Origin of the sequence: Mannheimia granulomatis (genome assembly GCF_011455695.1) — a bacterium.
In the GTDB taxonomy this organism is placed as follows: Bacteria; Pseudomonadota; Gammaproteobacteria; order Enterobacterales; family Pasteurellaceae; genus Mannheimia; species Mannheimia granulomatis_A.
Window position 1 is genome coordinate 242457 of the sequence record NZ_CP015030.1, and the last position, 23298, is coordinate 265754.

Consider the following 23298-nt stretch of genomic DNA (forward strand, 5'->3'; position numbering starts at 1 on the left):
ATTTAAAAGTGTAATAGGATTTTAACGAATGGCAATTCGTATTCAAAATGTCAATTTTTTTTATGGTTCAAATCAAGCCTTATTTGACATTAATTTAGAGATTGAAAAAGGCGATACTGTAGTTTTATTAGGGCCTAGTGGTGCAGGAAAAAGTACTTTAATTCGTACTTTAAATCTTATTGAAGTTCCCCAATCCGGAACATTAGAAATTGCAAACCATAAATTTGACTTAACAGCGAAAGCAGATAACAAAGCTGTCAGTTTATTACGCCGTGAAGTAGGTATGGTGTTTCAGCAATATCATTTATGGCCGCATTTAACGGTGCTGCAAAACTTAATTGAAGCTCCGATGAAAGTACTCGGATTAAGTAAAGAAGAGGCAATTTTACGTGCAAAAGTACATTTAGATCGTTTGCGCTTAGCGGAGTTTTCCGAGCGTTTTCCATTACAGCTTTCCGGTGGACAGCAGCAGCGTGTAGCGATTGCCAGAGCATTAATGATGCAGCCTCAAGTGCTGCTTTTTGATGAGCCAACTGCGGCACTTGATCCTGAGATTACAGCGCAAGTTGTTGATATTATTAAAGAGCTTCAACAAACAGGTATTACGCAAGTTATCGTAACCCATGAGGTTGGCGTTGCACGTAAAGTGGCGACTAAAGTCGTTTATATGGAACATGGCTCAATTATCGAGCAAGGGGATGCAAGTTGCTTTGAACAACCTAAAACGGAACAGTTTGCACAATATTTATCTCATTCTGAGTAAATTAAAACAGAAATAAGGACACAACAATGAAAAAACTATTTTTAGTCTCAACAATTGCACTAGCTTCTCTTTCCGCTTCAGCGCAAGAAACGATTACTTTCGCAATGGAACCTTCTTATGCACCTTTTGAAATGACTAATGAAAAAGGTGAGGTTGTTGGTTTTGATGTGGATATTGCTAAAGCATTATGTGAAGAAATTAAAGCGACTTGCCAATTTAAAACACAGTCATTTGATAGTTTGATTGCCGGCTTAAAATTTAAAAATTTCGACGCGATTATTTCTGGGATGGATATTACTGAAGCTCGTCAGAAGCAGGTTTCTTTTACAGACCCGTATTTAGAAAATTCGGTGAGTTTTATGGCAGTAAAAGGTAAATTTACACCGGAAACTGCAAAAAACGTGGGCGTGCAAAATGGCACAACCTTCCAGCAATATTTAACGAAAAATGCAAAACAGTATAATTTAAAACCTTATGCTACTCTGCAATCTGCGGTATTAGATCTGAAAAATGGTCGTATTGATATGGTATTTGGTGATACTCCTGTATTAGCTGAATGGTTAAAAACAGAAAAAGAGTTAGATTTTGTGGGTGAAAAAGTAGTGGATAAGGCATTTTTTGGTAATGGATATGGTATTGCGGTAAATAAATCCAATACTGCATTGTTAGAAAAATTAAATGCTGCATTAGCCACTATCAAAACCAATGGCAAATATGAGCAAATCTATAATACTTGGATGGCAGGAAAATAATGTCTTCTGATATTTTTAACTTACTTGCCAGTGCAACCTTGATGACATTAGGGATTGCAGTGGCAAGCCTTTTTATTGGTATGTTGCTGTCAATCTTGTTTGTGGTACTTGAAACAAGTAAGATTGCTTGCATCCGCAAACCGACAACTGTCATGATTACATTATTAAGAGGTTTACCCGAAATTTTAGTGGTATTCCTCATTTATTTTGGATTAATCCAAATTATTTTCTTAATGACAGATGAATTTGCAGAGTTGAATGCATTTTGGTGCGGTTCTATTGCTCTTGGGATTATTTTTGCTGCTTATGCATCCCAATCTTTGCGTGGAGCGATTAAGGCTATTCCACTAGGCCAGTGGGAATCAGGTGCTGCTTTAGGATTAAGTCGCGCACAAGTTTTTATCCGTATTGTGATGCCACAAGTATGGAGACACGCATTACCGGGGTTGAGCAACCAGTGGTTAGTATTATTAAAGGATACCGCTTTGGTTTCTTTGATTGGAGTAGATGATTTAATACGTCAGTCGGAATTAATTAATGCGAACACTCATCAACCTTTTACTTGGTATGGTATTGCTGCTCTTATTTATTTAGCGATCACTCTTATCAGTCAACGAGTGATTAAGCTGTTAGAAGCCCGCTTTACCCGTTTTGAGCGAGGAGTTGCCTGATGTTGTGGGATTATTTAGTTGAAATTTCACAAGGTATTGGTACAAGTCTTCAATTGACCTTTGTGGCGTTAATTATTGCCTTTATTTTGGCTATTATACTTACGTTTATTCTTTCACTAGAAAACCGTCTTCTTAAATGGCTGGTGAATGGTTTTATTACTTTATTTACCGGCACGCCATTATTGATTCAGTTCTTCTTGATTTATAGTGGCCCCGGACAGTTTGAGTGGATTACACAAAGCCCGCTATGGTCAGTACTTTCTGATGCTTGGTTTTGTGCTATGCTGGCATTAGCGCTGAATAGTGCTGCCTACTCAACATTGCTTTTCCATGGTGCAGTAAAAGCAATTCCAAAAGGACAGTGGGAGACCTGTGATGCTTTAGGTTTAAGCAGACTAGATACGCTTAAAATTTTGATTCCTTATGCTTTAAAACGTGCGTTACCGTCTTATAGTAATGAGATCGTGTTGGTGTTTAAGGGGACATCACTTGCCTCAACTATTACTATTATGGATATTATGGGTTATGCTCGCCAGTTATATGGTACAGAATATGATGCTCTATCTATTTATGGTATGGCAGGAGTTATATATCTTGTAATTACAGGTATTATGACATTAACGTTAAGAAAATTAGAAAGCAAAGTATTGGCATTTGAACGCTTTGAAGCAGAGAAAGCATAATTTTACTTATGCAAAATGCAAGCGGTTGAATTTAAGTAATTTTTTGCAAATGAAAGGCATAGACAGTGAGTCTATGCTTTTCTTTTTTATCTTTTAGTAAACCTTTTAAACAATATAAACATCGCTTTAACCTTGCTTTTACTATTTTTAATTATCTGGTATCTAGAAATTTTATCAATTTCCGGCATAAAAAAATCTGCCCTTTGCAAAGTGGTTACTTTGTAAAGGGCAGATTGTTATTTCTTGAATTTTTATGGGGTTATACCTTCTTTCTCACCACTAATTGACTTAACACTACTAAAGTTAATGAGAAAATAATCATAATGGTTGCAAGTGCGTTCACTTCTGGTGTTACGCCAGTTTTAACCAATGAGAAGATTTTCAGTGGTAATACTTCATAGCTTGGGCTGGTCACAAATGATGATACGATAACGTCATCAAGTGAAATCGTAAAGCTTAATAACCAGCCTGAAATAATTGAAGGCAAGGCTAACGGTAAAATAATTTTACGTAAAATAGTGACTTCACTTGCCCCTAAATCTTTTGCGGCCTCTAACATTTTGCCGTCAAAATCGCTTAAGCGTGATGAAATAGCGATTACGACATAAGGTAAGCAGAATGTAATATGAGCAATTAAAAGCGAAATAAAGCCAAGCTTAATTCCCATAATCATAAACAGTACAAGCATAGAGACTGCCATCACAATATCAGGTGACATCATCACCACAAATAGCATGCCGCCCACTAATTTTTTACCACGAAAACGGTAACGATAAAGTGCGATAGAGGTTAAAGCACCTAAAATCGTTGAGAATGTCGCAGCAAAGAATGCAATAGTCAATGAATTCATTGTTGCTTGTACTAAAGTGTCATTGCTGAATAGACGCTCGTACCAGTTCCAAGTAAACCCTTTCCAATTTAAACCAAAACGGTCTGCATTAAATGAATTTACTACCCAAATGATGATTGGGATATACAAATAAGCAAACACCACGAACATAAAAAGGTTTCTAAATGTCTTTTTCATTATTCAAGCTCCACCTTTTTATTTAATAATTTATTTGCACGATAGTAAACATAAAGCATCAATGCCATCAAAATTGTTAATGCAATACTTACCGCAGAGCCTAAAGCAAATTGGTTTGTATTTAAGAATAAGCTCTTAATAATGTTACCGACTAATGGTGTTTTACCACCACCGAGTAAATCTGCTACATAGAACATACCCATTGCAGGTAGTAATACTAATAAACAGCCTGCAACAATGCCCGGCATTGTCAGAGGAATGGTTACCCTGATAAAGCGTTGGAAAGCGTTTGCTCCCAAGTCTTTGGCGGCTTCTAGAAGACGGTGATCAATTTTCTCAATAGATGAATACAGTGGTAAAATCATAAATGGTAATAATATATAAACCAAACCAATAATAATCGCTATTTCAGAGTTTAATAAACGTAAAGGCTCACTAATTAATCCGAGCGATAATAATGTTTCGTTTAAGACACCTTTCACACCTAAGAAAATTTTAATTCCGTAAATACGAATGAGTGAGTTAGTCCAGAATGGTAACACCACTAAAAACAGTAAAAACGGTCTGATTTTTGCCGGCATTTTTGCAATGATAAATGCAAAAGGATAACCGATGATTAAACAGAGAAATGTAGCAATGCCCGCCATATAAAGCGAGTTCCACAATACTGTGGCATAGGTATCGTTGAATAATGATTTATACGCTTCAAGACTAAATGCAAAATCAACGAAATATTGGCTTTGACGGTTTTCTGTTAAGAAACTGATAATTAAAACGAGTACGTTCGGCACTAATACGAAAAGCAATAGCCAACCGAAAATAGCAGAGACCGCACCATTTTGGAATTTACTATTCGCCTTCATCGTTTAACACAACCTCCCAGCCTTCATACCAGGTTAATGCCACTTTTTGACCGACTTCGTGGTCGATATTCGGGTCATCTTCGTTAAAGAATTCGCTAACCAATACGTTTAAACCGTTATGATCTAACTTAACGCTTGATTCAAGCGTCATCCCTTTATAGTTACGATCAATAATATGACCGATAATCGCTTTAGAACTTTCGTTTTCATCTAGTTCTTCGATCACAATATCTTCAGGGCGTAATAGCACTTTTAGTTTCTGGTTTGGATGAACATCCATATTTTCCACTTTAATATTGCAGATACGACCTTCTACATTTGCTTTCACGTTTTGTGCATCGACACGCTCAATCACCGTTGCATCGAAAACATTAATTTCACCGATAAAACGCGCTACAAACAGATTACTTGGCTCTTCGTAAATTTCACGAGGCGTGCCGTCTTGAGCAATTTTACCACCGTTCATTACGATAATACGGTCAGACATGGTTAACGCTTCTTCTTGATCGTGGGTAACGAAAATAAAGGTAATACCTAATTGGCGTTGTAATGCTTTTAATTCATTTTGCATCTCTTTGCGCAATTTATAATCTAACGCCGAAAGAGATTCATCTAATAATAATACTTTAGGTTTGTTTACAACCGCACGAGCGATAGCAATACGTTGTTGCTGACCGCCTGAAAGTTGAGCCGGTTTTTGCTGTGCTCTATCTTCAAGTCGAACCATACGTAATGCTTCCATTACACGAGGCTCAATTTCAGCATTCGGCACTTTTTGCATACGTAAGCCAAACGCCACATTTTCAAAAATAGTCATATGTGGGAACAAAGCATAGCTTTGGAATACGGTATTAACAGGACGTTGTTCCGCAGGAATATCAGAAACATCTTGACCATCAAGAATAATTGAGCCATCTGTTAAATCTTCAAAACCTGCAATTAAACGTAATGCGGTAGTTTTACCACAACCTGAAGGGCCTAAAATTGTTAAAAATTCACCATCATTAATGGTTAAATTTAAATTTTTAAGAATCGTTTTACTACCGTAGCTTTTTGTTACATTTTTAAGCTCAATGATAGCTTTTTGTTCTAATTTTTCCATCTACTGCTGTTTTCCCTTAAATCAAAAAGAAAAGGACTAATCAAATCAGGCGTTTTGCCCCCAAAAAATCAATTGATAATAATATAGCTAAAGGGGCAAGATTGAAAGGAAAAATTTACTTTTTAAGGATTTTTCTTACCTTTTACAAGCGGTTATTTTTCCCAAGATTTTGCAAATTTTTGAAGAAATTAGACCGCTTGTCAGCTTTTCGCTAAAATAGGGCATCAAAATAAAATATCTATTATCCAATGAAACTAAATTCTCAACAACAACAAGCGGTGGAATATACTCAAGGGGCTTGTTTGGTGCTGGCGGGAGCTGGCTCGGGCAAGACTCGTGTGATTATTAATAAAATCGCTCACTTAATTGCAAATTGCGGCTATTCGCCGAAGCAGATTGCTGCGGTAACCTTTACCAATAAAGCCGCTCGCGAAATGCGTGAGCGGGTGGCTCACTCTATCGGTAAAGAGCAGAGCAAAGGGCTGACGATTTCTACTTTTCACACCCTAGGTTTTGAGATTTTAAAGCGTGAATATAAATTGCTTGGTTTTAAATCGGGGATGACCTTATTTGACGAATACGACCAAATCGCCTTGCTCAAACATCTATTGCCGGAAAATGTGACAGAAGATAAAGATCTGCTTAAAACCCTGATTTCTACTATTTCAAATTGGAAGAATGGTTTACTTTCGCCCGAAATGGTGGTTTCTCGTGTATGTAATGAACGTGAGCGGGTGTTCTCACATTTCTACCAGCTATATCAAAATCAGCTAAAAGCCTATAATGCGTTAGATTTTGATGATCTCATTATGCTTCCCGTGCTCCTTTTCCTCCAATTTCCTGAAGCAAAAGCTCGCTGGCAGCAAAAAATTCGCTATTTGTTGGTAGATGAATATCAAGACACCAACACCAGCCAATATGAGTTGATTAAACTGATTGTTGGCGATGAGCCAAACTTTACGGTGGTGGGTGATGATGACCAATCCATTTACTCTTGGCGTGGGGCGAAACCTGAGAATATGCAACGCTTACAAGAGGATTTCAACTTAAAAGTTATCAAGCTGGAACAGAATTATCGCTCGAGCCAGCGGATTTTACATTGTGCCAATATTTTAATTGATAACAACGCCCACTTATTCAGCAAACGCCTTTTTTCAGAGCTGGGCGAGGGCGAAAAGCTAAATGTGATTGAGGCAAAAAATGAAGAACATGAAGCCGAGCGAATTGTTGGCGAGCTGATTGCTCATCGTTTTTCTAAAAAGACCAAATATAAAGATTATGCAATTTTGTATCGAGGCAACCACCAATCCCGTTTGCTTGAAAAATTACTGATGCAAAACCGTATTCCCTATAAAATTTCCGGCGGCACCTCGTTTTTTTCCCGAGCGGAAATCAAAGATATGATGGCGTATTTACGGTTGGTAGTAAATCAAGATGATGATGCCGCTTTTTTACGCATTGTGAATACACCAAAACGGGAAATAGGGGCGGTAACGCTTGAAAAACTAGGGATGCTCGCCAATGAAAAGCAGGTTAGCTTGTTTGAAGCGATTTTTGATTTTGAGCTGATTCAGCGCCTAACACCAAAACCTTACCAAGCCTTGCAGGACTTCGCCCGCTGGATTGTGGAAATTGCTGATCAAGCAGAACGTTCCGACCCGATAGACGCAGTGAAAGATTTATTGGCAAAAATTCAATACGAAGCCTATTTGTATGAAACTGCGGCTACCCCGAAAATGGCGGAAATGCAAAGCCGTAATGTCCAAACCCTGTTTGAATGGGTGCAAGGTATGCTTGAGGGGGACGAAATTGAAGAGCCAATGAATTTGGTGCAAGTAGTGAATCGCTTGACTTTACGAGATATGCTCGAACGAGGTGAGGACGATGATGAGGCTGACCAAGTGCAACTAATGACCCTGCATGCCTCAAAAGGCTTGGAATTCCCTCATGTATTTTTAATTGGAATGGAAGAAGGTATTTTGCCGCACCAAACCAGCCTTGATGAAGATAATGTAGATGAAGAACGCCGTTTGGCTTATGTTGGTATTACCCGAGCACAGCAAACTTTGACTTTTTCTTTATGCAAAGAACGTCGCCAATACGGTGAAATCATCAAGCCTGAACCAAGTCGCTTTTTGCTTGAGCTACCGCAAGATGATTTGGTATGGGAAAGTGAAAAACCTAAATTGACCGAGCAACAGCTTGTGGAAAAAACCTCTGCCAATATCGCTAACCTAATGGCAATGTTAAAGGCGAATAAAAAATAAAGACAAGCGGTTAAATTTGTAAAATATTTGGCAAATTTAACCGCTTGATTATTAATTAAGATTACTCATCTTCGGTAAAGCGTTTAGCTTTGTAAGTCGGGTTCATTAAGTTTTCGAGAGAGAGAATATCATCTAACTGCTCTTCGGTGAGTAGACCTCGCTCTAAAACCACTTCTCGCACGCCTTTACCTGTAGTTGCACAAATTTTGCCGACAATATCACCATTATGATGACCGATAAACGGATTGAGGTAAGTCACAATACCAATTGAATTAAAGACATAATTTTGGCAAATTTCGCGGTTAGCGGTAATGCCGTCAATACATTTATCACGTAAATTAATACAGGCGTTAGCAAGTAGTTCGATAGATTCAAACATCGCTTGCCCGATAACAGGCTCCATAACATTTAATTGTAATTGACCGGCTTCGGCTGCAAAGGTGACGGTGGTGTCGTTACCAATCACTTTAAAACAAACTTGGTTGACCACTTCCGGCACAACAGGGTTGACTTTTGCTGGCATAATAGAGGAACCGGCTTGAAGTTCAGGCAGGTTGATTTCATTTAAGCCCGCACGTGGACCGGAGGAAAGTAAACGTAAGTCGTTACACGCTTTAGAGAGTTTCACTGCTGTGCGTTTTAACGCACCGTGAACCATCACATAAGCCCCGCAGTCGGAAGTTGCCTCGATTAAGTTTTCTGAAAGCGAGCAAGGAAGCCCGGTGACTTCTGCTAAATATTTGACTGCTAATGCCGAATAACCTTCAGGGGTGTTTAAGCCTGTACCGATTGCTGTTGCGCCTAAATTTACTTCAAGCAGTAATTCGGCAGTACGTTTGAGGTTTCGCACCTCTTCTTCTAATAACACCGCAAAAGCTTTGAATTCTTGACCGAGCGTCATTGGCACTGCATCTTGTAATTGGGTGCGACCCATTTTTAACACATCGGCAAATTCAGTGGCTTTATTTTCAAAGGCAGTTTGTAGATAAACAATTTTATCGACTAATTTGATAATGCTGTTGTAAACCGCGATACGGAAACCGGTTGGATAAGCATCGTTGGTAGATTGACTAGCATTAACGTGATCCATTGGATTAATGATGTCATATTTGCCTTTCGCTTCGCCTAAAAGCTCTAACGCAAGGTTAGCAATCACTTCGTTGGTATTCATATTTACCGAAGTACCAGCCCCGCCTTGATAAACATCCGATGGGAACTGATCTAGGCAGCGTCCTTTAACTAATACTTCATCACAGGCTTGTACAATCGCTTTTGCGACTTTCTTTGGAATTGCACCCAATTCGCCGTTGGCTAATGCTGTGGCTTTTTTCACCATTACCATGCCACGAACAAACTCAGGTACATCTGAAATGGTGATATTAGAGATATTAAAGTTCTCAATAGCTCTTAATGTGTGAATTCCCCAGTAGGCATTATGAGGGACTTCTCTTTCACCTAATAAATCGTGTTCAATACGCATATCTGACATATTTATCTCCTTAGATATAATAAAATAAGTTTTGTTAGATAATAGCGATTTTAATAGATAAATAATGCGATCTAAATCAAATTTCTTGCGAGAGAACTAGGATATAAATTGTGCTTTTAGATTAAAAAAACTAATGATGAATTTATGTCATTACAAGGCCAAATAAAAATAAGGCAAACCAATTAGCCAAGCAAAAGTAGAAAAGATGATTGCAACATGAAAATACCAATGCTGCGTTTTATGATGAAAGTATTTCATACCCAAATAAGTTCCAATAGCACCACCTAATAAGCAAAAAGAGAGTAGGGTAACTTCCGGCACTCGCCATGCTTTTTTAATGGCTTTTTGTTTATCGCTATACATTAAATAAAGCGCTGCTAAGTTCATTAGTATAAAATAGAAAAGCCAAAATAGCTGCATTTGCATTCCTTATTAAAAATTTAACCGCTTGTAGGCAATGTTCTACAAGCGGTTGATTTTAGCATTTATTTTGCAAATTAGTTGATTTCAACTTGCTCTGTGCCATTGCCGAGATCTTCAATTTTACCGATGACCCAAGCATTTTCTCCACTCTGTTTTAAGGAGAATAATGCTTTTTCAACATCAGCAGCCGGTAGTACAATTACCATACCAACACCGCAGTTGAATGTGCGGTACATTTCGTAACGGCTAATGTTTCCTTTTTCTTGGAGCCATTTAAATACGGAAGGCCATTGCCAGCTTGATTCATCAATCACCGCTTTCGCTGATTCAGGTAATACGCGAGGAATATTTTCCCAGAAACCGCCGCCGGTTAAGTGAGCGATAGCGTGAACATCCACTTCTTCCACTAATTTTAAAATGGATTTCACATAAATTTTGGTTGGAGCAAGTAGATGCTCGCTTAATAATTTACCTTCAAGCACATCTTTAGCCGGGTTTGCACCGCTCACTTCAATTACTTTACGGATTAATGAGTAACCGTTTGAGTGCGGGCCGCTTGAACCTAATGCGATTAACACATCGCCGGTTTTAACTGCAGAGCCGTCAATAATTTTTGATTTTTCCACCACGCCCACGCAGAAACCCGCTAAGTCATAGTCGCCTTCGTGGTACATGCCTGGCATCTCCGCGGTTTCCCCTCCGACCAATGCACAGCCGGAAATTTCACAGCCGTCTGCAATACCTTTTACTACAGAAGCAGCGACATCCACATCAAGCTTCCCTGTTGCGTAGTAATCTAAGAAAAAAAGAGGTTCTGCACCTTGAACAACTAAGTCATTTACACACATCGCCACCAAATCTTGGCCTATCGTATCATGTTGATTGAGATCGATCGCTAAACGTAATTTTGTGCCTACACCATCAGTGCCCGACACTAAAATAGGTTCTTTATATTTGGTAGGTAAGGCACATAAAGCTCCAAAACCACCCAAACCACCTAACACCTCTGGACGGCGTGTGCGTTTTACATCACCTTTGATACGTTCTACCAATTCATTACCAGCATGAATATCAACGCCTGCATCTTTGTAACTAAGTTGTGTTCTGCTCATTTTAACCTCGATAGCAATTTGAAGAAAACGATGGCATTATAACAGCAAAGCAAACGTTTGCGTAAGATGAATTTAAAAAAGAGATAAAATAAAAAAACGCTGTTTTAGCTTAATTTACTAAAACAGCGCGTTCAACTTAATTTAATCAACTTTAGCTTAGGCTATTTTTTTAGCTAACATAGTCGCAAAGCGTAGCTGGATACGGTTACCTTGCTCATCGGTTTTATGTAAATGCCCTAAATCTTCATTATATTTAACCAACTCCCAATCTTTGTAATAATTGGCTAATTCTCCTTCGGCAAAGGTGAAGGAGAACGGCAGAGAGCATGGATAGTCTTGAGTATCCATTGCACAAACAATTAAGTTATAGCCTCCTACTTTAGTATTTTTTTGCATATTATCAATAATAGCGGGAATGCGATCTCGGTTTAAGAACATCATCACAACGGTGGAAACAATCAGATCATATTCGCCATTTTGATTGCCGATAGTTGCTTCGTTAATATCATAAATGCTTGCAGTAATATTTTTAGACTCTTCTTTCTCAATCATATAGTTAAGAAAATCAATACTTTCCGGGTTTTGATCAAGTGCAGTAACATCAAATCCTAACAGATTCAAATAAAGAGCATTACGGCCACGCCCGCAACCTAAATCTAACACCTTGCCGCTTTTAACATAATTTACCGCATTTAATACTTCAGAGTGTGTGGTGGTGAGATTATATTTTTTAGCAAAATAATCTTCGGGTTTGCAGTAAAAAGCCAGTTGGCATTCTAAATCATCAGATAGTGCTTCAACCTTGTGCCACAATTGAGGCTCAACCATTGGACGTTGGTGGTTGGCATCAAAAATTTCTGCTTTAATCACTTCGCCTTCTTCGGTAAGTTCGTAATATTTCAGAGAGCCTTTTAAAATAGTCAGTTTTGCCCAAGTACCAACTTTGGTATTGTGCTTTTCTTGGAACATTTGTGGTAGAGTGGCTTTTGTCCATACCGGCATTTGTTTATAGCAAATTAAGTTTTCCATAGAGTTTTCCTCGTGAGTAAACATAGAACGCTAAAAATTTTAGCACTGTTTAACGAGCAGAAAAGATAAATCCGACTAAAAAAGTCGGATTTGATCAAATTTATGTGAAATATATTTTTTGTATGTTATTTAACACTTATACTTTTAAATTGACGAGCAAAATAAACAAGGCTGTGATTCGGCTCAACATTAATATGGCTTAACTCCACTACAAAAATGGTATGAGTGCCGACAGCGTAGGTATCAACAATATTACCTTGTAAAGCAGAAATAGCGCCACGTAATACCGGTTGCTCATCCACACCTATATCCCAAATATCCCAATTAAAACGTTCTTCCATTGTACTTTCAAGGATTGCCGCAAAGTGTTTGGCAAGATCTTCTTGCTCGTGGTTTAACACATTAATACACACTTTACCGTTTTGTTTAATAATATCGTGAACATGGCTGTTTTTATTAATACAGAATAAAGCAGTCGGAGGAGCATCTGTTACTGAACAGACTGAAGAAACGGTAAGCCCTGCTTTTCCTGCAATACCGTTTGTCGTAACAATACTCACTGCTGAGGATAGGTGTGCCATTGCTTCACGAAATTGAAGTGAAGCCTCAATTGGTTGAGATGTATCTATGTTTGACATATTTCTCCCTTATTATTCTTTCCAAACAACATGATATTCACGATTTTCTTCATCGTGCGAAATTAAGAAGCGGGCGAAAACATCGTCCATTTCATCTTTCTCGTTGACCAGTCCGACCCAAACTTCGGCAAAGGCTGCAGGATCGATTAATGTACCGATTTCTTGATCCCAATCTTCAGAAGTTTCGACCATTTCAACTGCGCCACGTTCTTCAAATTGTAAATTAAACAGTAAAATATCGGCAGGATCTAAATGTTCTCCTGCCATTTCTAAGAAAATATCGTAAGCGATATCAATTGCTTCATCAGGTGTTAATTTTGTCATAGGCTAATTCTAATCGGATTGTTAAGAAAATATTAGATAGATATATTTTATTGTATGCTTTTTAGTTATAAAAAACAAAGAGATTATCGTTTTATTAATCGGCTTGTTACTATACCTGCGGTTTTTTCTTTTGTTATCTGCCAATTTTCAGGCAAAGTTAATGGCGGATGATTTTTTTCCGTTTCTATATAGAGTATCGCATTTTCTGCCAACCACTGATTTTCAATCAGTAATTTTAACACTTGAGGCACTAAATTTTGATGAAAAGGTGGATCGATAAAAACGATCTCAAAGGGTTCACCGCTGTTTTTTTGGGCCAGATATTGCAAGGTATCGACATTCATCACAGAACCGTTCTCAGATTTTAAAACTTGTAAGTTTTTTTTGAGTTGGTTTGCCGCAGTTGCAAATTTTTCTAAAAAAACGACCGCTTGAGCTTGGCGGGATAAGGCCTCGATTCCCAATGAACCACTGCCGGCGAAGCAATCTAAACAGCGAGCATGGGCGATATCGTGCATTAACCAGTTGAATAAAGTTTCTTTAACACGATCTGTGGTAGGTCTTAGCCCTTCTGCATTGAGTACAGGGAGTTTTCTACCTCTCCAAAGACCGGCAATAATTCTAACCTCGCCCATTTGATGAGCAGATTGCGGAGAATTTCGATTTTTTTTCATACTAACTAAAGGAAAATAAAGGATTATTTGATAAACTAGTCAAGTTTAGTCTATTTTCACGAGAAATGAGAGAAAAATATGTCAGAGAAGAAAAAAGGTTTCTGGTCTTGGTTTGGTCTTGGTAAAAAAGATCCGCAACAGGAAGAGCAAAAAGTTGAACAGAGAGACGAGACTCAATTACAGCCGGTACAAGATGAACAAACTCAAATTCAAGAGCAGGAATTTGAGCCATCACTTATAGAAAAAGTAGAAGAAAAATTTGAGCATCTAGAAGAGAAATTTGACGATTTTATTGAAGAAAAAGAAGAGAAAATCGAGCAATTTGTTGAGCAAATAGAAGATAAGCTTGAGCAAAAATCAGAACAAGTTGCAGATTTTATTGAAGATAAAGTAGAAGAGGCTAAAGCATTTTTTAATGATGTAGAAGAAAAGATTGAAGAAGAAGGCGAGCAAGCGGTCGAAAATTTGCAAAATTTTGCAAATGAAGAGCTTGCTCTTCACGAGCAACAGCAATTGACTGAACAAGTAGAAGAAGCTGTTGAAGCGGAGCTTGTTGAGCAAGCATCAGAGGAAGAGATTGTTAAAAACAGTGAAGTCGAAACCATTCAAGATGAATACCAAGAAAAACCAAGCAAAGGCGGATTTTTTAACCGCTTAATTCAAGGTTTAATTAAAACTAAGCAGAATATCGGTTCCGGTTTCCGCAATTTTTTTAGCGGCAAAAAAATTGATGATGAGCTGTTTGAAGAATTAGAAGAACAGCTACTTGTGGCAGATCTCGGTATGCCGACCACTCAAAAAATTATCCATAATTTAACCCAACACGCTACTAAGCAACAATTAAAAGATGCAGACTTACTCTATCAACAACTTAAAATTGAGTTAGGGGAGGTGTTGAAACCGGTTGCTCAACCTTTAGTGATCGAGCCGAAAAAGCCGTATGTGATTTTAATGGTAGGCGTAAATGGCGTTGGTAAAACGACAACTATCGGTAAATTAGCCCGCAAATTCCAAAACGAAGGAAAATCGGTGATGTTGGCTGCAGGTGATACTTTCCGAGCGGCAGCAGTTGAACAGCTACAAGTTTGGGGAGAGCGTAATAATATTCCGGTGGTGGCTCAATCAACTGGGTCAGATTCTGCTTCGGTCATTTTTGATGCGATGCAGTCGGCTGCTGCAAAAGGCATCGATATTTTAATTGCAGATACCGCAGGCCGTCTGCAAAATAAAAATAACTTAATGGATGAGCTGAAAAAAATTGTGCGGGTGATGAAAAAATATGATGAAACCGCACCACATGAAATTATGCTCACCCTTGATGCCGGCACAGGGCAAAATGCGATTAGCCAAGCGAAATTATTTAATGAGGCGGTTGGTTTAACGGGCATTACTTTAACTAAATTAGACGGTACAGCAAAAGGCGGTGTGATTTTTGCAATTGCTGACCAATTCAATATTCCTATCCGTTTTATTGGGGTAGGTGAGAAAATTGAGGATTTACGTCCGTTTAATGCGGAGGAATTTATCGAAGCCTTATTTAGCCACGAGGACGAAAATAATGATTAAATTCACAAATGTGAACAAAGTTTATAAAGGTGGTAAACCTGCATTGCAGGGGATTGATTTCCATCTTCCCGCAGGTGGAATGGCCTATATTACCGGCCATTCCGGTGCGGGTAAAAGTACGTTGTTGAAATTAATTATGGGCATTGAGCGTGCCAACGGCGGGCAAATTTTATTTAACGGGCATGATATTACCCGACTTGCCCATCACGAATTGCCGTTTTTACGCCGCCAAATCGGTATGGTTCACCAAGATTACCGTTTATTAACTGACAGAACGATTTTAGATAATGTTGCTCTGCCGTTAATTATTTTAGGTATGAATCAAGTCATTGTAGAGCGTGAAGCCCGTATTGCTCTTGAGCGTGTCGGATTAGGCGATAAAGCGAATTATCTTCCGCTACATCTCTCTGGCGGTGAGCAACAACGTGTTGATATTGCACGTGCGATTGTCCACCGCCCAACGCTTCTGTTGGCAGATGAACCAACGGGAAATTTAGATGAAAAACTCTCGTTTGAAATCTTCCGTTTATTTGAAGAGTTTAATCAAGCTGGTACGACCGTTCTTATTGCGACACACGATACCAATATTATTTCAAAGCGTCCAAAGCCGTGTTTAGAGCTAGAGCAAGGGCATCTTAAGTTTTAAGGGAAGATTATGATTCGTTCATTTGCAAAATTAGGGGCTCAAACCAGCTATTCGTTACGTGCAGTTTGGCAAGATTTAATGAAGCGTAAACTCGGTACCTTTTTAACGGTGCTGGTGATTGCGGTTTCTTTAACTATTCCAACTGTGAGTTATTTACTTTGGAAAAATACTCACGAAGCAGCAACGCAATTCTATCCGGAGCCACAGCTTACGGTCTATTTACATAAAAACTTAGCAGAACACGATGTAAATGCAGTTGTTGATCGTATTCGTGCTTATGAAGCAGATAAAATTGAATCCTTTAATTACATTTCTCGTCAGCAAAGTTTGGAAGAGTTCCGTTCTTGGTCCGGCTTTGGCGAGGCATTAGATATTTTAGATGATAATCCGCTACCGGCTGTTGTTACTCTTAAACCAAAAGCGAATTTCAATAATGCGGATGCGATGGTGGAATTGCGTAACGGTTTACAGCAAATCAAAGGGGTACAAGAGGTTCGTTTAGATAATGGTTGGCTAGAAAAACTAACGGCTTTAACTTGGTTAATTGCCCGCATTGCGATTGTGTGTACATTATTGATGTTATTAGCAGTGTTTTTAGTGATTGGTAACAGCGTGAGAAGCGATGTTGCAAATAGCAAGGCGGCTATTGAGGTACAACAAATTCTAGGGGCAACGGATCACTTTATTGCCCGCCCATTTCTTTATACAGGCATGATCTATGGCTTTTTCGGCAGCTTACTTGCTGTGTTGTTTAGCTCGGTAATGATTAGCTATTTTACCGGTGTTGTGAAATATGTTACAGATATGTTCACTGTTAAATTTGAATTGCATGGTCTGAATTTTAGCGAAGCCTTTTTCCTAGTGGTAATGTGTGTGTTCATTGGTTGGTTATCAGCAAAATTAGCCACAATGCGTAATATTTTCCGTATCGGAAGCCGAACTTAATTAAGCCTTTTAAAATACAAGCGGTCTTTTTTCTTGTTTTTTTCGCAAATTGCAAAAAAGTGATGAAAAAAGACCGCTTGTGGTTTCTGCTCAATCTTTTTGACTCAATCGCTATTCCAATACCATCAGCCCAGGTAAAGTAGCGAAGCTTTGAGATTTTACCGTGTTATGGAAATCATCTAAGTAAGCAAGAGATGAATCGGCTTCACGAATGGCACCGTAAAGTGTGCTGTATAAGCCTTCTTTAGTGATTTTTCTTGCGACTACATAACCTCTATCTAAATATGGTTTAACCGCCCAATAAGGAAGTGCAGCAACACCACGGCGACTGGCAACAAGCTGAATAATTGCAATCGTTAATTCACTATTACGACGTGTAACTTTAATTCCTGCCGGTGTTAATACTTTTCGTAATAAATCCAGCATGTCATCGGGTACTGGATACGTAATTAAGGTTTCGTCTTTGAAATCTTCCGCTTCCCAAACTTCTTTTATTGATAGTGGATGATCTTTTGAACAAATCGCTACCATTTCATAGGAAAATAAAGGTTTATACAAAATGCCAGCGTTATCTTCTTCCTCTGCAACAATTGCAATATCGGCACGATGGCTGAGTAGTAGCCCTACTGTATCGGTATGGAAACCGGAGACAATATCTAATTCTACTAATGGCCAATGTTGGCGGAATGTGTCCATTGCCGGCATTAACCAATCAAAACAGGTATGGCATTCGACGGCAACCCGAACTTCTCCAACCTCACCTTGTTTTACTCTAGCTAAATCAAGCTCTGCTTCAATAATTTGCGGCAGAATATCATGGGCAAGTTTAATTAAACGTTCTCCGGCTGCGGTGAAACGAATGGGGGAGCTTTTGCGTTCAAATAAGGTTAGATCGTATTGTTCTTCCAGTAATTTAATTTGATGAGAAAGAGCAGATTGAGTGAGATGTACACGTTTGGCTGCAAGCGATATACTTCCACTCTCTTTCAACGCAATGAGAGTTCTCAAATGACGAATTTCAAGAAAAATAGGCTTCATAATTTATTCATCTAAAACAGGAAAAAGATGAATAGGATTATAACAGAATATTCAAAGGCAGACACTTTAAGCTATCGGTTTTCGTTCATATACTACGAAAAGTAGGGAGGAAATTACTTCTTAGAAAACTATTTTTACTCTTGATAAATGCAATAGCCTCTTTGCAGAGGCTATTTTTAGGAATTGAGTATAGAAATAAAATTTGCAAGAAATAAGTAAAATATAACCGCTTGCAGCAGATGAAAATTTACTTTTCTTTCCAATAACCAATCCATTCTTTTAAGGCGAGCATATTGCTGTTCATTGCACCTGCTTGCGGAATAAAGTGCATGAAATTGAGACTGTAATGATCTGGCGTATCGCCTGAGCCTACACTTGCCGGCAGCACCTCAAAACCTTGTTGTGTAAACAACATTTCAGCACGTTTCATGTGCCATTGATTAGTGACTAAAATAATCTTATTGATGTTCTCTTTTGCTAAAATTTCTCGACTAAAAATAGCGTTTTCTTTAGTTGTTTTGGCGTTGTTTTCCTGCCATTTTATTTCAATATTGAAAAACATTTTGAATTCATCCGCCATCACTTTAGCTTCAGAGGTGCCGTTTAGACTACTACCGGTAACCAAAATAGGCAGTCCGGTTTCTTTATGTAGATAAGCGGCATAACGCATTCTTTCTAGCGGAATCCCTGTAGTGGCTAATTGACCGAATAGTTCTCGACTGTCTCTTAACCCTCCGCCTAATACCACAATTGCTTGAGCTGTTTTATATTTGTCGATAGTCTTTGCTTCCTGCTCGACTAATGAATCTCCCAATTTTTGAGAGATATAGGGGATACTGAATACATATAAAATGATCATGCCTAAGATGGCAAAAAAATAGGCTGAATATTTATAGTTACAAGCAAAAAGAATAAGTGCAAGAAGCCATAAGATTATAATATTAAACGGTGGTAAGATGATTGCTGTAATCAATTTGGTTAATTCAAACATAAAAATATCCATGTAATTAAATGATTTCCTATTCTCCTAAATTACAGGTGAATTGTCTATTTTTTCACAATAAAAAGTATTACAATACTCCATTTGAATTAAAACTCATTTGGGAGTAATGCAATATGGGGCATTCTAGACGAGAAAAATTAATTTTAATTGGGGCTGGTGGTTTTGCTAAATCAGTATTGGACTCACTCGATTTTGAGCGTTATGAATTTTGTGGATTTATTGATAACTTCAAGCCGGAAGGAAGTTCTCACTTAGGCTATCCAGTGCTTTCATCAACTATTCAAGAGTTTAGTCACCGCGAGCATTACAGCTATTTTATTAGTATTGGCGATAATGCCCATCGTTTGGAAAAATTCTTAAAATTACAGCAACTTGGTTGTAAAGTGATTAATGTAGTTGATAAAACCGCCTTAGTTTCTCGCCATTCTACTTTGGGCATTGGCGTTTTTGTCGGAAAGATGGCAATTGTGAATAGTGGCGTTACAGTGGGTAATAATGTGATTATTAATACTAAATCGTTAGTAGAACATGGTTGTTTTATCGGCAATCACTGCAATATTTCAACCAATACGACACTAAATGGCGATGTGATTGTCGAAGATTACGCATTTGTAGGCAGTTCTTCTGTTGTAAACGGTCAATTAAGAGTAGGCGAGAGTGCATTGGTAGGTTCTGGTGCGGTTGTGATTAGAAATGTAGAGCCTCGTACGGTGGTAGCAGGGGTTCCGGCAAAATATATTAAGGATATTAAATAATGCAAAAAGTATTTATTGTGGCAGAAATAGGCTGTAATCATAATGGTGATCCGGCATTAGCTAAGAAAATGGTATATGTTGCAAAAGAGTGTGGTGTAGATGCCGTTAAATTCCAGACTTTCAAGGCAGATAAACTGATTTCAAAATATGCTCCTAAAGCTGAATATCAGAAAGTGACTACAGGCACAGCAGATTCTCAATTAGAGATGACGCGTAAATTAGAGCTGCCTTATGAAGAATTTAGTAAATTAGAAACTTATGCCCGTGATTTAGGATTAGAGGTGTTTTCCACTCCATTTGATTTCGAGTCAATTGATTTTTTGGCAAGCCAGAACCAAAAAGTGTGGAAGATTCCCTCCGGTGAATTAACCAATTTACCTTATTTGGAAAAAATCGCTCGCTTGCCGATTGAAGGGAAAACCATTGTGATCTCCACCGGTATGGCAACTATTGAGGAGACAAAAGCCTCACTTAAAGTGCTTGAAGATAATGGGGTTGCTAAAAAAGATATCACTATTTTGCATTGCAATACCGAGTATCCAACGCCTTATGAAGATGTTAACTTAAATGCTTTCCACCAGCTTAAGAAAGAATTTGGAGAATATAGTTTAGGTTTTTCCGACCATTCATCAGGTTATTTTGCAGGTTTGGCGGCAGTGCCTTATGGCATTACTTTTATTGAAAAACACTTTACTTTAGATAAAAACTTTGAGGGCCCGGATCATAAAGCTTCTGTAACGCCTGATGAGTTAAAATTACTATGTGAAGGGATTCGTGCGGTGGAAAAATCACTAGGTTCTTCAGAGAAGTTAGTCACTCATTCCGAAGCAAAAAATAAAATTGTGGCACGTAAATCAATTATTGCATCTCGACCGATTAAAAAAGGTGAGATTTTTACTACAGATAATATTACTACTAAACGACCGGGTAATGGCATTAGTCCAATGTTCTGGTATGATGTACTTGGAAAAGAAGCTCAACAAGATTTTGAAGAAGATCAATTAATCCAAGATTCTCGTTTTCAAAATCAGATGTAATAGCATATAGTGATGGGGTAAAAGCCCCATCATTTATTTATATAGATAGCAAGCGGTTAAATTTATGAAAAAAATTGCAATTATCACAGCCCGTGCCGGCTCAAAAGGCTTACCGAACAAAAACGTATTGTTAGCTGACGGAAAGCCGTTAATGGCATATTCAATTGAGGCAGCGATTGAGTCTGGTCAGTTTGAAAAAATCATTGTTAGTACCGATTCTCAAGAGTATATCGATTTACTTTCGCATTATCCGATTGAGTTTATTAAGCGTGCGGAACATTTGGCGAGTGATAAAGCAAGTTCTTTTGTAGTGATTGAAGATGTTTTGAATCAATATAAATCGCTAGATTTTGACTATTTTGTCCTGCTACAGCCTACCTCTCCGTTAAGAACGGCACAACATATTAAGGAATCTTGCGAGAAATTTGAGAAGAATTTTGAGCAGTTTGATTTTTTAGTATCAGTATCAGATGCCCATAAACCCACTACATTAACCCGTGTAATTGAAGAAGATGAGAGCTTAAAACATTTTCAGTTGGATTATTCTAACTATGCTCGTCAGTTGTACCGTCCGGAATATTCTCCAAATGGTGCAATTTTTTCGGCAAAACCGACCGCTTATTTAGCTCAGAAGCATTTCTACGGTGCGAAATGTTTGGCCTACTTTATGGGTAAGGATGTTTCAATTGATATTGATGATCGCCAAGATTTTGAGTATTTCTATTTTATTTTGCAGCAGCGTAATAAAGAAAAGCTCCTATTAGAGACGATTAAACGCTCAATTTTAATGAAAAAAGAGAATTTCAAAGAAGTTAAAGAAATTGCTTTGATCGGGCATTCTATTTTGGAATATTGGGATGTTAAGCAACTCAATGGCAAGGCTGTGAATAACTTAGGCATTGCAGGCATTTCAACCAGTCAGTATAGTGAGCTAATTTTAGATAAAGGCTTGATTTCTGCATTACCAAAAGATGTTGTACTTATGTTGGGAACAAATGATATTGTTCGTCATGGTTGGAGTGATGAGAAAGTGTTAGCAGATATTAACCATTTAATTTCGCAGCTTAAAGCTATTCGCTCTGATATTAATCTCTATTTCTTAGAAATTACGCCAACAGCGTTTAGGGTAGATCGCAATAACGACGATATTCGTTTGTTAAACCAATATTTAAAAGATAATTTAGCCGTAAAATGGGTAGCGTTAGATCAAGCCTTTAGCGATAAATACGGTAAATTGGACTTAGCATACAGCAACGATGGGTTGCATTTAAATGCAAAAGGTTATGAAAAATTGACCGCTATTTTAGAGAAAGAGCTAAATTAAATGAAACATATCGCTTATATTACCGGTTCTCGTGCAGAGTACGGAATCGTCAAACGTTTACTAAAAAAATTGGAGCAAGATTCGGCGTTAAAATTTTCACTGGTTGTAACTGCCATGCACCTTGCGCCTGAATATGGCAACACCGTGAATGTGATTGAACAAGACGGTTTTGAGATTGCAGAACGTATTCCGCTAACTTTAAATAGTGAAAACAACCAGACTATTATTCACTCAATGGCAGAGTGTTTAAGTCGTTTTGGTGAGCATTTTCAGCGCCATAAATATGATGCTGTTATAGTATTAGGCGATCGTTATGAAATGTTAGCGGTTGCAACTGCTGCTGCAATGCATAATATTCCTTTAGTGCATTTACATGGCGGTGAGCAGACTTTGGGTAATTATGACGAATTTATTCGCCATTGCATCACTAAAATGTCTAAATTCCATTTAACCTCAACAGAGGAGTATCGTCAACGTGTGATTCAGCTTGGTGAATTGCCGGAAAATGTAGTGAATACGGGATCACTTGGGGCTGAAAATAGTTTAAGTTTGGTGTTACCAACAAAAGATGAGTTAGTTGAACGTTTAGGTATTCCAACTACGCCATATTTTATGGTAGTGTTTCACCCTGAAACTTTAACCGATGTGTCGGTGTTAGATCAAATTGAAGCCTTATTACAAGCGTTTGATAGTTTTAAAGATAATTATTCGTTTGTGTTTATCGGTTCGAACTCCGATACTAACTCAGAGCAGATTTATCAACGTTTTTACACTTATACTGAGGAGAATCAGTTTAAGTTTTTTGCTTCAGTAAAGCCGGAGGAATATTTGGCTTTAATTAAATATTCAAACGGCTTAATTGGTAATAGTTCATCCGGTTTGATTGAAGCTCCAAGTTGTGGAGTTGGAACGATTAATATCGGGAATCGTCAGCAAGGGCGTGTGCGTGGTGAGTCAGTAATTGATGTGGCAAGTGATAAAGCATCTATTATTCAAGGTATGAACAAGTTGATTTCAGACGAGTTCCAAAAGCGTTTGCCGAAAATGACGAATCCTTATTTTCAACCAAATGCAATGGAAAAAGCTTATTCTGCCATTAAAGCATTTCTTGCCGATAGTAGTAATACTCAGCCGAAAGGATTTTATGATATACGCTTTTAACAAGCG

General features: G+C 38.1%; 24 protein-coding genes. 12 read left to right on the forward strand and 12 right to left on the reverse strand.

The genetic code is table 11. From position 1 onward, the window contains the following. Positions 1 to 28: 28 nt before the first annotated feature. The 4 genes from artP to artM are packed head-to-tail and all read left to right on the forward strand — an operon-like array spanning position 29 to position 2869. Positions 29 to 763, forward strand: coding sequence for an arginine ABC transporter ATP-binding protein ArtP (gene artP / locus A4G16_RS01170; RefSeq protein ID WP_165888343.1), 735 nt, complete (start codon positions 29 to 31; stop codon positions 761 to 763). 26 nt (positions 764 to 789) lie between these two features. Further along, positions 790 to 1515, forward strand: a complete 726-nt coding sequence (locus A4G16_RS01175) for an arginine ABC transporter substrate-binding protein (protein WP_165888344.1) — start codon at positions 790 to 792, stop codon at positions 1513 to 1515. Then, positions 1515 to 2186: an arginine ABC transporter permease ArtQ gene (gene artQ / locus A4G16_RS01180; RefSeq protein WP_165888345.1), complete on the forward strand. Its 672-nt coding sequence runs from the start codon at positions 1515 to 1517 to the stop codon at positions 2184 to 2186. Before A4G16_RS01175 ends, artQ begins: the two co-directional genes overlap by 1 nt. Beyond that, positions 2186 to 2869 (forward strand): arginine ABC transporter permease ArtM, encoded by a 684-nt coding sequence (artM, locus tag A4G16_RS01185; RefSeq protein ID WP_165888346.1) that lies wholly within the window; start codon positions 2186 to 2188, stop codon positions 2867 to 2869. The genes artQ and artM overlap by 1 nt, the downstream gene beginning before the upstream one ends. A 259-nt stretch (positions 2870 to 3128) precedes the next feature. Here the strand turns inward: artM and potC are convergent, their stop codons facing one another. The 3 genes from potC to potA are packed head-to-tail and all read right to left on the reverse strand — an operon-like array spanning position 3129 to position 5861. Then, positions 3129 to 3896 carry a spermidine/putrescine ABC transporter permease PotC gene (gene potC, locus A4G16_RS01190; protein WP_165888347.1) on the reverse strand — a complete coding sequence of 256 codons (768 nt, stop codon included), beginning with the start codon at positions 3894 to 3896 and terminating at the stop codon, positions 3129 to 3131. Continuing rightward, on the reverse strand, positions 3896 to 4759 hold the full coding sequence (gene potB, locus A4G16_RS01195) for a spermidine/putrescine ABC transporter permease PotB (protein WP_165888348.1): 864 nt from the start codon (positions 4757 to 4759) through the stop codon (positions 3896 to 3898). The genes potC and potB overlap by 1 nt, the downstream gene beginning before the upstream one ends. Then, on the reverse strand, positions 4746 to 5861 hold the full coding sequence (gene potA, locus A4G16_RS01200) for a spermidine/putrescine ABC transporter ATP-binding protein PotA (protein WP_165888349.1): 1116 nt from the start codon (positions 5859 to 5861) through the stop codon (positions 4746 to 4748). The genes potB and potA overlap by 14 nt, the downstream gene beginning before the upstream one ends. Positions 5862 to 6109: 248 nt before the next feature. Between potA and rep the strand changes: the two genes are divergently transcribed. Then, positions 6110 to 8128, forward strand: coding sequence for a DNA helicase Rep (gene rep / locus A4G16_RS01205; protein WP_165888350.1), 2019 nt, complete (start codon positions 6110 to 6112; stop codon positions 8126 to 8128). 61 nt (positions 8129 to 8189) lie between these two features. Here the strand turns inward: rep and aspA are convergent, their stop codons facing one another. The 7 genes from aspA to rsmD all read right to left on the reverse strand — a co-directional run bounded on the left by aspA (position 8190) and on the right by rsmD (position 13817). Further along, on the reverse strand, positions 8190 to 9617 hold the full coding sequence (gene aspA, locus A4G16_RS01210) for an aspartate ammonia-lyase (RefSeq protein ID WP_165888351.1): 1428 nt from the start codon (positions 9615 to 9617) through the stop codon (positions 8190 to 8192). A 150-nt stretch (positions 9618 to 9767) separates the two neighbouring features. After that, on the reverse strand, positions 9768 to 10037 hold the full coding sequence (locus A4G16_RS01215) for a DUF1294 domain-containing protein (protein ID WP_165888352.1): 270 nt from the start codon (positions 10035 to 10037) through the stop codon (positions 9768 to 9770). A 77-nt stretch (positions 10038 to 10114) separates the two neighbouring features. Further along, positions 10115 to 11152 carry a phosphoribosylformylglycinamidine cyclo-ligase gene (purM, locus tag A4G16_RS01220; protein WP_165888353.1) on the reverse strand — a complete coding sequence of 346 codons (1038 nt, stop codon included), beginning with the start codon at positions 11150 to 11152 and terminating at the stop codon, positions 10115 to 10117. 156 nt (positions 11153 to 11308) lie between these two features. Next, the gene (gene tehB / locus A4G16_RS01225; RefSeq protein WP_165888354.1) at positions 11309 to 12181 is read right to left on the reverse strand and encodes an SAM-dependent methyltransferase TehB; all 873 of its coding nucleotides are present in this window, start codon (positions 12179 to 12181) and stop codon (positions 11309 to 11311) included. A 125-nt stretch (positions 12182 to 12306) separates the two neighbouring features. Next, positions 12307 to 12819 carry a 4-hydroxyphenylacetate 3-monooxygenase, reductase component gene (gene hpaC, locus A4G16_RS01230; RefSeq protein ID WP_165888355.1) on the reverse strand — a complete coding sequence of 171 codons (513 nt, stop codon included), beginning with the start codon at positions 12817 to 12819 and terminating at the stop codon, positions 12307 to 12309. Between the two features lie 12 nt (positions 12820 to 12831). Then, positions 12832 to 13143 (reverse strand): HI1450 family dsDNA-mimic protein, encoded by a 312-nt coding sequence (locus tag A4G16_RS01235; RefSeq protein ID WP_027075226.1) that lies wholly within the window; start codon positions 13141 to 13143, stop codon positions 12832 to 12834. Positions 13144 to 13226: 83 nt separating this feature from the next. Next, a complete protein-coding gene (gene rsmD, locus A4G16_RS01240) occupies positions 13227 to 13817 on the reverse strand; it encodes a 16S rRNA (guanine(966)-N(2))-methyltransferase RsmD (protein ID WP_165888356.1) in 591 nt (196 codons plus the stop codon). Between the two features lie 78 nt (positions 13818 to 13895). On the opposite strand from rsmD, the gene ftsY reads away from it, so the two are divergent. The 3 genes from ftsY to ftsX are packed head-to-tail and all read left to right on the forward strand — an operon-like array spanning position 13896 to position 16974. Beyond that, on the forward strand, positions 13896 to 15383 hold the full coding sequence (gene ftsY, locus A4G16_RS01245; RefSeq protein WP_165888357.1) for a signal recognition particle-docking protein FtsY: 1488 nt from the start codon (positions 13896 to 13898) through the stop codon (positions 15381 to 15383). After that, complete coding sequence (gene ftsE / locus A4G16_RS01250; RefSeq protein WP_027075229.1) at positions 15376 to 16029, forward strand: cell division ATP-binding protein FtsE; 654 nt, start codon at positions 15376 to 15378, stop codon at positions 16027 to 16029. Before ftsY ends, ftsE begins: the two co-directional genes overlap by 8 nt. A gap of 9 nt (positions 16030 to 16038) precedes the next feature. Continuing rightward, positions 16039 to 16974: a permease-like cell division protein FtsX gene (ftsX, locus tag A4G16_RS01255; protein WP_165888358.1), complete on the forward strand. Its 936-nt coding sequence runs from the start codon at positions 16039 to 16041 to the stop codon at positions 16972 to 16974. A 111-nt stretch (positions 16975 to 17085) separates the two neighbouring features. Here ftsX and A4G16_RS01260 read toward each other — a convergent pair whose 3' ends face one another. Both A4G16_RS01260 and A4G16_RS01265 read right to left on the reverse strand, forming a co-directional pair. After that, the gene (locus tag A4G16_RS01260; protein ID WP_165888359.1) at positions 17086 to 18012 is read right to left on the reverse strand and encodes a LysR family transcriptional regulator; all 927 of its coding nucleotides are present in this window, start codon (positions 18010 to 18012) and stop codon (positions 17086 to 17088) included. A 247-nt stretch (positions 18013 to 18259) separates the two neighbouring features. Beyond that, on the reverse strand, positions 18260 to 19003 hold the full coding sequence (locus A4G16_RS01265) for a YdcF family protein (protein ID WP_165888360.1): 744 nt from the start codon (positions 19001 to 19003) through the stop codon (positions 18260 to 18262). Between the two features lie 125 nt (positions 19004 to 19128). Between A4G16_RS01265 and A4G16_RS01270 the strand changes: the two genes are divergently transcribed. The 4 genes from A4G16_RS01270 (at position 19129) to neuC (ending at position 23292) form a co-directional block, all read left to right on the forward strand. After that, positions 19129 to 19770, forward strand: a complete 642-nt coding sequence (locus A4G16_RS01270) for an acetyltransferase (RefSeq protein ID WP_165888361.1) — start codon at positions 19129 to 19131, stop codon at positions 19768 to 19770. Further along, positions 19770 to 20807: an N-acetylneuraminate synthase gene (gene neuB, locus A4G16_RS01275; protein WP_165888362.1), complete on the forward strand. Its 1038-nt coding sequence runs from the start codon at positions 19770 to 19772 to the stop codon at positions 20805 to 20807. The genes A4G16_RS01270 and neuB overlap by 1 nt, the downstream gene beginning before the upstream one ends. 64 nt (positions 20808 to 20871) lie before the next feature. Next, a complete protein-coding gene (locus A4G16_RS01280; protein WP_165888363.1) occupies positions 20872 to 22131 on the forward strand; it encodes a cytidylyltransferase domain-containing protein in 1260 nt (419 codons plus the stop codon). Continuing rightward, complete coding sequence (neuC, locus tag A4G16_RS01285) at positions 22132 to 23292, forward strand: UDP-N-acetylglucosamine 2-epimerase (RefSeq protein ID WP_165888364.1); 1161 nt, start codon at positions 22132 to 22134, stop codon at positions 23290 to 23292. Positions 23293 to 23298 lie beyond the last annotated feature (6 nt).